Below are 12,143 nucleotides of genomic sequence, written 5' to 3'. Positions count from 1 at the left end.
AATATGAGTAACTTTGAAAAAAAATATATTTTAGAATTAAATGATGCTTTAAGCCATTTAAATCATAACTCTACCTCATTTGATTTATTGAAAGTTTTGATTTCATGGTTATCAAACGATATTGTCATTGATAAATTTAAAATTTTAGGTTATGACTTTAGTAAATATATCGAAATGAATCCCGATGACTATCCGGTTGAAAAATCTATATTGAATAGAGAGGAAATTATTTATCTCAAAAACAATATTTATCGTAAAATATCATCAGGAAATTTTAAATTTCAATACTTTGTACAATATATTAGAGATATTTTAGAATATTTATTTATTGAACATATTGAAAGAGTCTGTCCTTACTGCGAATGGGGTGAAATGCAAAAATTAGAAGAACAAAATACGCATGAAACGGTGTATCTCTGTACTCAATGTGGATGTGCTTTTTATAACGATAATTCACAATTTTTATTAAAAACCCCTTTAACCATTCCAATGAAACGTGATGAATTTAAATAAACAAGCCGTAGCCTGCATGAACCCTAAAATCCACGTGTAGCGTGTGTGCGCCAGCACGCATGCGTTCCATGATTTACGGCTCAATGCCGTCTGAAAAGCTCACAATTTTTCAGACGGCATTTGTTATGCAAGTAAATATTCAGATTCCCTGTATGCTGTACAGACGCGGGAGTGTTAAGCCCCCCTTGTTTGAAGCTCCGCGGCTCCTGCCGAGCTTCACCGACCCCGTTGTGCCCAAGCTCTCTGCTCCCGGCGGCTACATTGTCGACATCCCCAAAGGCAATCTGAAAACCGAAATCGAAAAGCTGTCCAAACAGCCCGAGTATGCCTATCTGAAACAGCTCCAAGTAGCGAAAAACGTCAACTGGAACCAGGTACAGCTGGCGTACGACAAATGGGACTATAAACAGGAAGGCTTGACCGGAGCCGGTGCAGCGATTGTGGTGATTATTGTAACCGCTCTAACTTATGGATACGGAGCGGCTGCAGCGGGTAGCGTAACTGCCGCAGGAAGTAGTACAGCCGCAGCTGCAACAACGACAGCGGCAGCAACTACCACTGTTTCTACTGCAGCTGCCATGCAAACCGCAGCTTTAGCCTCCTTGTATAGCCAAGCAGCTGTAGCCATCATCAATAATAAAGGCGATGTAGGCAAAGCATTAAAAGATCTCGGCACCAGTGATACGGTCAAGCAGATTGTTACTTCCGCACTGACGGCGGGTGCATTAAACCAGATGGGAGCAGATATTGCCCAATTGAACAGCAAGGTAAGAACCGAACTGTTCAGCAGTACGGGCAATCAAACCATTGCCAACCTTGGAGGCAGATTGGCCACCAACCTCAGCAATGCAGGTATCTCAGCTGGTATCAATACCGCCGTTAACGGCGGCAGCTTGAAAGACAACTTAGGCAATGCCGCATTGGGAGCATTGGTTAATAGCTTCCAAGGGGAAGCCGCCAGCAAAATCAAAACAACCTTCAGCGACGATTATGTTGCCAAACAGTTCGCCCACGCTTTGGCGGGTTGTGTTAGCGGACTGGTACAGGGAAAATGTAAAGATGGGGCAATTGGCGCAGCAGTTGGGGAAATCGTAGCTGAATCCATACTTGGCGGCAGAAACCCTGCTACACTCAGCGATGCAGAAAAGCATAAAGTTATCAGTTACTCGAAGATTATTGCGGGCAGCGTGGCGGCACTCAACGGCGGCGATGTGAATACTGCGGCGAATGCGGCTGAGGTAGCTGTGGTGAATAATGCTTTGAATTTTGACAGCACCCCTACCAATGCGAAAAAGCATCAACCGCAGAAGCCCGACAAAACCGCACTGGAAAAAATCATCCAAAGTATTATGCCTGCACATGCGGCAGGTGCGATGACTAATCCGCAGGATAAGGATGCTGCCATTTGGATAAGCAATATCCGTAATGGCATCACAGGCCCGATTGTGATTACCAGCTATGGAGTTTATGCAGCAGGTTGGACAGCTCCGCTGATCGGTACAGCTGGTAAAGCAGCTATCAGCACCTGCATGGCTAATCCTTCTGGTTGTACTGTCATGGTTACGCAGGCTGCTGAAGCGGGCGCGGGAATCGCCACGGGTGCGGTAACGGTAGGCAACGCTTGGGAAGCTCCAGTAGGAGCGTTGTCGAAAGCGAAGGCGGCTAAGCAAGCTGCTCCTAAAGAAACAATAAACAATTTGGCAAATTTAGCCAAAGCAGAACAGCAGATTTTATTCCGTATTGCCCAACGCGATACGCAACTGGATGCATGGAAGACGGGATTTAACAATAGAGTAAGGAAAGGAGCAGGCTTGCTTGATGCAAGTAATATTCCGATAACCATTAACGGAAAAACCATCAAACCTGTACAAGCCATAAGCTTAAAGGGAGCACCCGTTTACAGCGGCGTAAGCGAACAGGAGATTTTTGCGCTTTATCGGCAGATGACTGGCCAGAATCCGAATTTTAGAGTTTTGCCTGACGGAAGATTAGCAAATGGCATTATCAGTACTGGAGAATGGGCAGGAACAAAAATTGCATTAAGAAATTTTTCAAAAACAGAGAATTCAACTCAAGCACGATGGACATTAGATTTGCAGAATCCTCCATCATTTATTAAAGGTACTAAATTGGAGCTTAAATTCCAATAATTTACAAAGGATTTTACCGTGGATGAGAAACAAAAAATTAAGATTCTTGATTTTCAAATCGATTTATCCTCAATTTTTAACTCTTATAAAAATCAAATGGGTATTAATATTCAAGATAAAAACTTAAAAAACAATTTCTGTTCTTTTATGGAAGAACTGTTAAATGACGGTTCAATCCGTTTACATGATTATACCGACGGTATCGGAATTCCTCTAACTGGAACTTCAAAAGAACAAGTGCAGAAATTGAAAGACATATGGCCTACTTTGGAAGATGCCCAAGCAATATGGCCTGAAGACCCTTGGTATTACTTAGAATGGCTTTGGTGGGATATTGCGTGTCCAATAGATTTGGCCGATTTGCCGAATATTGATATTTATGAGCAAGCGTAGGTATGGTTAGCCGCCTTTAGCGGCGTAACCGTACGCATATCAGCAAACTTTATAAAATAACAAGGCCGTCTGAAATCTGTTTTTCAACTTTTTCAGACGGCCTTGCAACTTGGCATTTCATTCGTACGGTTACGCCGCTAAAGGCGGCTAACCGTACCTACGAGCTCTGATAAAAATGATTTATGGAAGCAAGCTGTAGCCTGCATGAAACCTAAAATCCATGCGTAAGGTGTGTGCTTCAGCACGCACGCGTTCCATGATTTACGGCTCAATGCCGTCTGAAAAGCTCACAATTTTTCAGACGGCATTTGTTATGCAAGTAAATATTCAGATTCCCTATATACTGCCCAGACGCGTGCGTGCTGAAGACACCCCCTACGCTTGCTGCAGAACTTTCGGGTAAAACCGGTGTGAGCATTAGCGCACCGTATGCCAATGAGAACAGTCGCATCCTGCTCAGCACCACGGATATCAGTTCGGAAAACGGCAAAATCAAAATTCAATCTTACGGTGACCAATATTACTATGCGAGACAGAGCGAACTCTATACCTTTGAACGCCGCAGCTACAAAACTGGCAAATGGTACAACCGCAAACACATTACCGAAGTCAAAGAACACAAAAACGCCAAGCCCGACGCAGTAAACCTCAGCGCATCCCAAGGCATCGACATCAAATCTGGTGGCAGCATCGACGCCTACGCCACCGCATTCGATGCCCCCAAAGGCAGCATTAACATCGAAGCCGGGCGGAAATTGACACTCTATGCCGTAGAAGAGCTCAACTACGACAAACTAGACAGCCAAAAAAGGCGCAGATTTCTCGGCATCAGCTACAGCAAAGCACACGACACCACCACCCAAGTCATGAAAACCGCGCTGCCCTCAAGGGTAGTTGCAGAATCAGCCAACCTCCAATCGGGCTGGGATACCAAACTGCAAGGCACACAGTTTGAAACCACACTGGGTGGCGCAACCATACGCGCAGGCGTAGGTGAGCAGGCACGGGCAGATGCCAAGATTATCCTCGAAGGGATCAAAAGCAGCATCCACACAGAAACCGTGAGCAGCAGCAAATCTGCTCTATGGCAAAAACAGGCAGGATGGGGCAGTAACATCGAAACCTTGCAATTGCCGAGTTTCACCGGTCCCGTTGCGCCCGTACTGACCGCTCCCGGCGGCTATATCGCCGACATCCCCAAAGGCAACCTCAAAACCGAAATCGAAAAACTCGCCAAACAGCCCGAGTATGCTTATTTGAAACAACTTCAAGTTGCGAAAAACATCAACTGGAATCAGGTGCAGCTTGCTTACGACAGATGGGACTACAAACAGGAGGGCTTAACCGAAGCAGGTGCGGCGATTATCGCACTGGCCGTTACCGTGGTCACCTCAGGCGCAGGAACCGGAGCCGTATTGGGATTAAACGGTGCGGCCGCCGCCGCAACCGATGCAGCATTTGCCTCTTTGGCCAGCCAGGCTTCCGTATCGTTCATCAACAACAAAGGCGATGTCGGCAAAACCCTGAAAGAGCTGGGCAGAAGCAGCACGGTGAAAAATCTGGTGGTTGCCGCCGCTACCGCAGGCGTAGCCGACAAAATCGGCGCTTCGGCACTGAACAATGTCAGCGATAAGCAGTGGATCAACAACCTGACCGTCAACCTGGCCAATGCGGGCAGTGCCGCACTGATTAATACCGCTGTCAACGGCGGCAGCCTGAAAGACAATCTGGAAGCGAATATCCTTGCGGCTTTGGTCAATACCGCGCATGGAGAAGCAGCCAGTAAAATCAAACAGTTGGATCAGCACTACATAGTCCACAAGATTGCCCATGCCATAGCGGGCTGTGCGGCTGCGGCGGCGAATAAGGGCAAGTGTCAGGATGGTGCGATAGGCGCTGCAGTCGGTGAGATTGTTGGTGAGGCTTTGGTTAAGAATACTGATTTCAGTCGTATGAGTGCGACCGAAATCGAAAAAGCTAAAGCGAAGATTACTGCCTATTCAAAACTGGTTGCCGGCACTGCGTCTGCCGTTGTAGGCGGGGATGTGAATACAGCGGCGAATGCGGCACAGATAGCGGTGGAGAATAATACTTTGTATCCTAGATGCGTTGGTGCAAAGTGTGATGAATTTCAAAAGGAACAACAAAAATGGATACGTGAAAATCCTGAAGAATATCGAGAAGTTTTGCTTTTTCAGACAGGATTTATTCCAATTATCGGTGATATACAGAGTTTTGTACAAGCACAGACCGCTGCCGATCACCTGTTTGCTTTGCTGGGTGTGGTTCCGGGTATCGGTGAATCGATACAGGCCTATAAAGTAGCGAAAGCGGCAAAAAATTTACAAGGCATGAAAAAAGCCTTGGACAAGGCAGTAACCGTTGCCACTGCACAGGGCTATGTCAGTAAAACCAAAATCAAAGTCGGTCAAACTGAATTAAGGGTTACTGCAGCAACTGACAAACAATTGCTGAAAACCATTAGCGAAGGAAGGGACACGACAGGTAAAATGACTGAGCAGTTATTTGACTCTTTAGCTAAACAAAATGGCTTCAGAGTGCTTTCGGGCGGCAAATACGGCGGAAATAACGGTTTTGATCATGTATGGCAGGCTGCCGATGGTAGTGTCGTTTTGATTGTAGAAAGTAAGCAGATTAGGAACGGTACGGTACAGCTGAATCCGAATGGTGCGGGTGGATATACGCAAATGAGTGAGGATTGGATTAAACAAGTTGCAAATAGCTTACCTGATGGTAGTCCTGCTAAAGCTGCTGTCTTCAAAGCGGAGCGGGAAGGCAAATTAAAAACGGCAATAGCAGGCGTTGATCGTCAAACAGGTAAGGCCGTTATTCTTTCTGTCAAAGTTCCTTCTAAAACCAATATAAGGAGATAACAATGGGGCACAATATGATGACCACCCAAAAATGGTATGAGCATATTACTAATGTAATCATAGGCAATACTGCTAATTTCAATAGCGGTTGCCCTGAAGCTATAGATTATGTAGATGAAAGAAAAGGCGTTCCGCTTGCAGCGATGAGACATATTTTAATGTATACTGAAGCTGCGGCTTCCCATGCCTATCTATTTGAACATGATCTTAATAAATTCAAGCAATATGCTTATGTTGCAGGAAAGCTGGGTATTTTGCGGAGTGTAAATTCTACAGACCCTGAACCCTTCTTCTTTCCCTGTGACATGCTCAACATTCAAGATCCGATGTTTCTGATGCTGATGAGCGACAGCCCGCAGCTGCGTGAGTTTCTGGTGCGCAATATCGACAACATCGCCAACGATACAGAAGCCTTCGTAAACCGCTACGACCTCAACCGTCATATGATTTACAATACTCTGCTGATGGTGGAAGGTAAGCAGCTTGATCGGTTGAAACAACGTAGCGAGAAAGTCTTGGCGCATCCCACCCCTAGCAAATGGCTGCAAAAGCGGTTGTACGATTACCGCTTCTTCCTCGCTTTCGCCGAACAGGATGCCGAGGCGATGAAGGCCGCCTTAGAGCCGTTTTTCGATAAAAAAACCGCGCGTATGGCTGCCAAAGAAACATTGTCCTATTTCGATTTCTACCTGCAGCCGCAAATCGTTACCTATGCCAAAATCGCATCCATGCACGGTTTCGATTTGGGCATAGACCACGAAATCGCACCGAGGGATTTGATTGTTTACGATCCGCTGCCAGCAGACGAATATCAAGACATCTTCGATTTTATGAAACAGTATGACTTGTCTTACCCGTATGAATATCTGCAGGATTGGATAGATTACTATACGTTCAAAACCGATAAGCTGGTATTTGGTAACGCGAAGCGAGAGTGAGCCGTAAAACTCTGAGCTCCTGTTTTATAGATTACAACTTTAGGCCGTCTTAAAGCTGAAAGATTTTCGAAAGCTATAAATTGAAGCCTTTCCACAGTACATAGATCTGTGTTGTGGCGGGGCTTTACCACGCTGATTGCCGGAGAAGAACTCAACCTGCTGGCAAAACAAGGCATGAGATCTTTGCAATAACATGAGTTGAGACCTTTGCAAAAAAGCCCTTCCCCGACATCCGAAACCCAAACACAGGATTTCGGCTGTTTTCGTACCAAATATCCCCTTTTCCACCGGACACCCCATAATAGAGCATCCGCTCCGCCTTTTAGGCGGCAGCGGGCGCACTTAGCCTGTTGGCCGCTTTCAACAGGTTCAAACACATCGCCTTCAGGTGGCTTTGCGCACTCACTTTGTCATTTCCAATGTTCCAAGTACACCTGCTCCGCTAAGAGGAAGAAAACTTACAGGAAAACTTATTTTAGAAGTTCCTGCTCAGGTCAATCCAATTCCACAATCTGTATTAAGGGCGGCACGAGAAGAAAATGTTATCATTAGAGATACAACAGGAAGGATTTACAATAGGTGGTGGTTTAGTATTAGGTGGTTGTGCAGGTGCACATCTTGCAAGAAAAGAACCATTGATACTAACAGGGAAAACAGGGGCAGGTGCGTCAGCAATTGCAAATGCAAGCATTGGATATCAATGGACTGTCAATTTGTCAAAGCCAAAAGAAGGAGCTAAATAATAATGCATTCCCACTATATATTTGGTATTTTGATGATTTCATATGTTTTCGCAATGTTATTTAATTTTATAATATCATATAAAATATTTAAAGAAGAAAAATTAATTAATGGTTTTTTTGATTTTCTAATTAAATCAAGCTACCTTAACTTTAAATATTTCAATATATTATTTGGAAAATAAAAAATCTCAAATATTTTTTATTTGAAATTATTAAGAATTAATCTGGCGTTGGGGGTTTTTATCTTATCCTTAATAATTATAAATATTTTTTGTTTTTAGTAAAAATATGGTACAGATATGTACAGCTAGCTTTGTTTCAGTAAGGTATAACTGTATATAATACTCAGATTTTTCACGTTGGGCTATACATGGAAATATATCTGTGATTAAAGATGTTAATGGTAAGTATCGATTAGCACCTGAAAAGCATGATTTTAAAATGCATTCCTTTGGGGGGAGAAAAAAGTAATGTAAAAACAATATTTAGAAATATGGAAACTATAATTGGTAGCCCAGGGTAAGGGGTACCTTTCAGGATTGAATTTAAAGGAGAGGTAAATATTGTTAACTAAGTTGAAAATTTTGCTATTTTTGTTCTTATTTGTTTTTGTGTTGGCTATTAATTTGCTTTTCTTCTTTTTTAGTTCGGATATCGAGAGTTTCGGGAACTATCAGTTTGAATATGTTTACGATAAAGGTTGGCCTGCTAATTATATTTTAGTCATGAAAGATGGAAATGAAGGGAATTTTGATAAAATAATATCCGGATTGGTTTTAGAATATTATAAGGAGGATGATAACATTTATTTTTCTTATATTGACGGGCAAGGATTTGCTTCAGACTCTTGCTATTACAAACCGGAAATTTTATATGGAAAAATTATTTTAAATAAAAATCATATCATTAATATTAATAGCATGGAAAAAAATAATTTTCTTTCAGAAGATAAAATAATGAAGGGAACAAGAAATTGGCTAGCAGACCCTAAAAATAAATGTAATATACAGACTCTAGACTAAACGTGTCTTGCGAAAATACAACGGAATCGATTGCAAATCTTTCCCGCTGTTCTTGAAAGAATGCGAATTTCGATTTAACTTCGGCACACCGTCTCAACAGCTTAAAATCCTGCGGGATTGGTGTGGGATTTAGGGCTAATCTAGTACAGCCCCTTGTTTTTTCGATACAGAACCGGATAGAGGAAAAATCGAACATTGCGCCTGCCTTGCTATGATTCACGAAGAAATCTCCGCCATGCCTATGGGCTATGAAACCTTAATCGGCGATATGGGCAGCGCACTGTCAGGCGGACAAAAACAACGCATCGTATTGGCGCGGGCCTTATATTGCGAACCGAAAATCCTATTTTTAGATGAAGCGACCAGCCATTTGGATATTGCCAATGAAAAAGCAGTCAATGCAAACTTGAATGGCTTGTCTATCATAAAAATTATGGCGGCACACAGAAAGGAAACGGTGGAATCAGCAGATAGGAAAATGTCTTTAGGATAAAAATACAGTTTCAAAAATACTCAAGATTGCTGCTGTTTTTTCGCCTGAGCGTCAAACTCTGCCAGCGTCATGTTCAAAGTCTGCAAACACGGCATCATTACCGCATCGACAGCTTGGTTCACATGATCCCTTTCCACAGGCAACGGACGGTAAACGAAGAGCTTGAAGAGTTCGTTCAACTCAATCGAATCCGCCCCCGTTTTCAACACCCAACCCTGTCTGCCGGAATAAATGTAGCCGTGCCGCGCCAGCTTTTCCAAAAGCTCGCCCAACTCGTCGTAGCCCATATTGATATGCCGTCTGAACTCCTGAACAGGCAAGGCTTTGCCTTCTTTTTGCGCCGCATCCAGAAGCAGCAGGATTTTCAACACGTCGTCAAACCGTCCGCGCGAGTCGAAGCCCCTGCGGAACGCTTCTCCCTGCCAGTAGGAGAGTGAAGAAGTCAGCACCGCGCCGCCCAAGACCAGCGTCCACAACAGGTTCAGCCACAACAGAAAAAACGGCACGGCGGCAAACGCGCCGTAAATCGAGCGGTAGCCGTCGAAATTGCCCATATACCAAGTAAAGAGGGAACGCGCGGTTTCCAGACAGAACGCTGTTGCCAAAGCCCCGACAAACGCCTGCCGCGCGGGAACGAAGCGGTTTGGCACGAAGCGGTACAGCCCCCACAGCAAAAGCGTCATGAAGGTCAGCGTCGCCGCCGTTCGCAACGCGCCCGACCACTGCGGCGCACCTGAGGCAAGCGCGGCATCCTGTACCGAGCCGACCATAAAGGAAATGCCCACGCCCAAAGACAGCGGCCCGAACGTCAGTAAAGCCCAATAGACGAGAAACTGCATCATCCACGGACGCTGGGAATTGACCCGCCAGATGCGGTTGAACGTATTGTCTATCGTCCGAATCAGCATCAGCGAGGTAACGACCAGCATCACGCTGCCGATTGCCGTCAGCCGGTTCGCCTGCTCGCGGAACGCATTGATATAGTCGAACACCATGTCCGCGCCCTGCGGCACAATGGTTTGGTTGACGAAGGAGACGAACGAATCCGACCAGCGGTCGAACACGGGGAAAATCGAAGCGACCGCCACCATCACGGTCAGCACGGGGACGAGTGCCAGCAGTGTCGTAAACGTCATGCTTGCCGCCGCCTGCGGTACGCGTTCTTCATCAAAGCGGCGGACGACGAACCATGCAAACGCACAGATTTTATTGTCTGCCAAACCTTGCAAACGTTGTAAAAAGGTCATAATTTCTTGCCCGGTCAGTAAGTTGGGCATTGATGCCCGATGTTATAGCCAATTTTGCCGTCAGGAACAAATGCCTGAACTGCGGCTGTTTCAGACGGCATCGGAACAACTGTTATGCCGTCTGAAGACCGAACCATTTTAACGGAATCCGCCCATGAACCCAAATCCCCCTCAAAATCCTCGTCCTCTACTATTTCCAAAACGGCAGCACCCGCAATCCCGCCCGCCGAATCGCTCGCGGCATCGACAGCGTTGAAGGTTGCGAAGCCGTATTGCGCACCGTCCCCAAAGTGTCCGCCGTCTGCGAAGCCGTCGAAAAAGATATTCCCGACAGCGGCCCCGTCCCGACCGCCGAAGAAAACAATATCGCCTTCGCACAAAGCAAACGCTTGGCGGAACTCGCCATCAAGTCGGCATAAGCCGCGTGTTCAGACGGCATGGCGTTCAGATGCCGTCTGAACGCGTTTGCCTGTATAATCCGCGTCTTTACTGTCCAACTTCGCGGTTCGAAAACCTCCCGCGTCACCAAAACTAGGATTCGATATGTCAAACCAAAAAGCCTTGGTCATCTTTTCGGGCGGTCAGGATTCGACCACCTGCCTGATTCAGGCAATCCAAACCTACGGGCGCGAAAACGTCCAAGCCATTACTTTCCAATACGGGCAACGCCATGCCGTCGAGCTGGAACGTGCCCGCTGGATTGCGCAGGATTTGGGCGTCAAACAAACCGTACTCGACTTGAGCCTGATGCGGCAGATTACGCACAATGCCCTGATGGACGACACCGCCGCCATCGAAACTGCCGAAAACGGCGTTCCGAATACCTTTGTAGACGGCCGCAACGCGCTTTTCCTGCTCTATGCCGCGATTTACGCCAAAGGGCAGGGGATACGGCACATCATCGCGGGCGTGTGCGAAACCGACTTCTCCGGCTATCCCGACTGCCGTGACGTGTTTGTCAAATCCATGAACGTTACCCTTAATCTGGCGATGGACTATGATTTTCAAATCCACACGCCGCTGATGTATCTGACCAAGGCGCAAACTTGGGCGTTGGCGGACGAAATGGGCGCGCTGGACTATATCCGCGAGCAAACCCACACCTGCTATAACGGCATCGTCGGCGGCTGCCGCGAATGCCCGAGCTGTATCTTGCGCGAACGCGGGCTGGCGGAATATCTGGAAAGTAAAAAGGCCGTCTGAACACGCGCAAACCATAAGGAATACGATATGCCCAAGCTCCATATGTTTTACCTCGGCGGCAATGCCGGCAGGTCGAATATCGAAGTGCACGACATCCAATTTGCCGTGTGCGACGACTACCGTGAAGCCGTCCCCGCACTCAAAGCCGCGTGGTTCGGCGATGCGGACAAAATCCACATCGACGGCTGGCAGGTTGTCGAATGGGCGGACGGTTACGACATCGCCGTATCCGAAACGCCCAAAACGAAAATGCCGTCTGAAAACGCCCCGCGCCTGTATTTTGCCAATGTCGGCGGCTATCGCGCAGGGCAGCTCGCCGAAGCGCACGCTTTCGGGTTGTTCGCCGCCGCCACGCCTGCCGAAGCCAAACAAAAAGCCCTGCAAACCCTGTTGACCGACAGCTATGTTCAGCAGCATAAAGACAACTTAAAAGACGTGGACAACCTGCTTGCGCTCGACCGCATCGGCAATTTCCATATCCGCCTGACCCCGAATCCGCACGGCAAACCCGCCGAAATCGGCTTTCAGGGCTATTTGCCCATTTGAG

At 46.4% G+C, this 12,143-nt stretch carries 11 protein-coding genes and 2 pseudogenes; 12 read left to right on the top strand and 1 reads right to left on the bottom strand.

Features of this window, described 5'->3' with window-relative positions; genetic code table 11:
• The first annotated feature begins 3 nt into the window (after window positions 1-3).
• From IUJ45_RS04220 to IUJ45_RS04180, 9 genes and pseudogenes are all read left to right on the top strand, one after another.
• Window positions 4-513, top strand: coding sequence for a hypothetical protein (locus IUJ45_RS04220; RefSeq protein WP_002219760.1), 510 nt, complete (start codon window positions 4-6; stop codon window positions 511-513).
• Between the two features lie 68 nt (window positions 514-581).
• Entirely contained in the window at window positions 582-2,663 is a 2,082-nt protein-coding gene (locus tag IUJ45_RS04215; RefSeq protein WP_153064725.1) for a DUF637 domain-containing protein, read from the top strand.
• Window positions 2,664-2,681: 18 nt separating this feature from the next.
• Complete coding sequence (locus IUJ45_RS04210) at window positions 2,682-3,056, top strand: DUF596 domain-containing protein (RefSeq protein WP_002214443.1); 375 nt, start codon at window positions 2,682-2,684, stop codon at window positions 3,054-3,056.
• Between the two features lie 359 nt (window positions 3,057-3,415).
• On the top strand, window positions 3,416-5,950 hold the full coding sequence (locus IUJ45_RS04205; RefSeq protein ID WP_167459869.1) for a DUF637 domain-containing protein: 2,535 nt from the start codon (window positions 3,416-3,418) through the stop codon (window positions 5,948-5,950).
• 2 nt (window positions 5,951-5,952) lie between these two features.
• On the top strand, window positions 5,953-6,888 hold the full coding sequence (locus tag IUJ45_RS04200; RefSeq protein WP_002249276.1) for an immunity 49 family protein: 936 nt from the start codon (window positions 5,953-5,955) through the stop codon (window positions 6,886-6,888).
• Between the two features lie 539 nt (window positions 6,889-7,427).
• Entirely contained in the window at window positions 7,428-7,631 is a 204-nt protein-coding gene (locus IUJ45_RS04195) for a hypothetical protein (protein ID WP_010980812.1), read from the top strand.
• A 563-nt stretch (window positions 7,632-8,194) separates the two neighbouring features.
• A complete protein-coding gene (locus IUJ45_RS04190; protein WP_002214429.1) occupies window positions 8,195-8,653 on the top strand; it encodes a hypothetical protein in 459 nt (152 codons plus the stop codon).
• Window positions 8,652-8,786: pseudogene (locus IUJ45_RS04185) on the top strand (IS1595 family transposase); the annotation flags it as partial. The gene IUJ45_RS04190 and the pseudogene IUJ45_RS04185, both read left to right, overlap by 2 nt.
• Window positions 8,787-8,864: 78 nt before the next feature.
• Entirely contained in the window at window positions 8,865-9,146 is a 282-nt protein-coding gene (locus IUJ45_RS04180) for an ATP-binding cassette domain-containing protein (protein ID WP_002244020.1), read from the top strand.
• Between the two features lie 20 nt (window positions 9,147-9,166).
• Here the strand turns inward: IUJ45_RS04180 and IUJ45_RS04175 are convergent, their stop codons facing one another.
• Window positions 9,167-10,393 (bottom strand): YihY family inner membrane protein, encoded by a 1,227-nt coding sequence (locus tag IUJ45_RS04175; RefSeq protein ID WP_002217875.1) that lies wholly within the window; start codon window positions 10,391-10,393, stop codon window positions 9,167-9,169.
• A 154-nt stretch (window positions 10,394-10,547) separates the two neighbouring features.
• On the opposite strand from IUJ45_RS04175, the pseudogene IUJ45_RS04170 reads away from it, so the two are divergent.
• The 3 genes and pseudogenes from IUJ45_RS04170 to IUJ45_RS04160 all read left to right on the top strand — a co-directional run.
• A pseudogene (locus tag IUJ45_RS04170) lies at window positions 10,548-10,752 on the top strand (NAD(P)H:quinone oxidoreductase); the annotation flags it as partial.
• 184 nt (window positions 10,753-10,936) lie between these two features.
• Complete coding sequence (gene queC / locus IUJ45_RS04165) at window positions 10,937-11,596, top strand: 7-cyano-7-deazaguanine synthase QueC (protein ID WP_002245934.1); 660 nt, start codon at window positions 10,937-10,939, stop codon at window positions 11,594-11,596.
• A gap of 27 nt (window positions 11,597-11,623) precedes the next feature.
• Window positions 11,624-12,142 carry a DUF1543 domain-containing protein gene (locus IUJ45_RS04160; protein ID WP_002243792.1) on the top strand — a complete coding sequence of 173 codons (519 nt, stop codon included), beginning with the start codon at window positions 11,624-11,626 and terminating at the stop codon, window positions 12,140-12,142.
• Window position 12,143: the final 1 nt, after the last annotated feature.

Origin of the sequence: Neisseria meningitidis, from assembly GCF_022869645.1 — a bacterium.
Taxonomy (GTDB): Bacteria; Pseudomonadota; Gammaproteobacteria; order Burkholderiales; family Neisseriaceae; genus Neisseria; species Neisseria meningitidis.
This window is presented reverse-complemented; position numbering and strand designations above follow the sequence as displayed.

Coding starts and splice junctions, on each gene's coding strand:
- IUJ45_RS04220 (WP_002219760.1), top strand. CDS start 4: ATGAGTAACTTTGAAAAAAAATATATTTTAGAATTAAATGATGCTTTA.
- IUJ45_RS04215 (WP_153064725.1), top strand. CDS start 582: ATGATTTACGGCTCAATGCCGTCTGAAAAGCTCACAATTTTTCAGACG.
- IUJ45_RS04200 (WP_002249276.1), top strand. CDS start 5,953: ATGGGGCACAATATGATGACCACCCAAAAATGGTATGAGCATATTACT.
- IUJ45_RS04195 (WP_010980812.1), top strand. CDS start 7,428: ATGTTATCATTAGAGATACAACAGGAAGGATTTACAATAGGTGGTGGT.
- IUJ45_RS04180 (WP_002244020.1), top strand. CDS start 8,865: ATGATTCACGAAGAAATCTCCGCCATGCCTATGGGCTATGAAACCTTA.
- IUJ45_RS04175 (WP_002217875.1), bottom strand. CDS start 10,393: ATGACCTTTTTACAACGTTTGCAAGGTTTGGCAGACAATAAAATCTGT.
- queC (WP_002245934.1), top strand. CDS start 10,937: ATGTCAAACCAAAAAGCCTTGGTCATCTTTTCGGGCGGTCAGGATTCG.
- IUJ45_RS04160 (WP_002243792.1), top strand. CDS start 11,624: ATGCCCAAGCTCCATATGTTTTACCTCGGCGGCAATGCCGGCAGGTCG.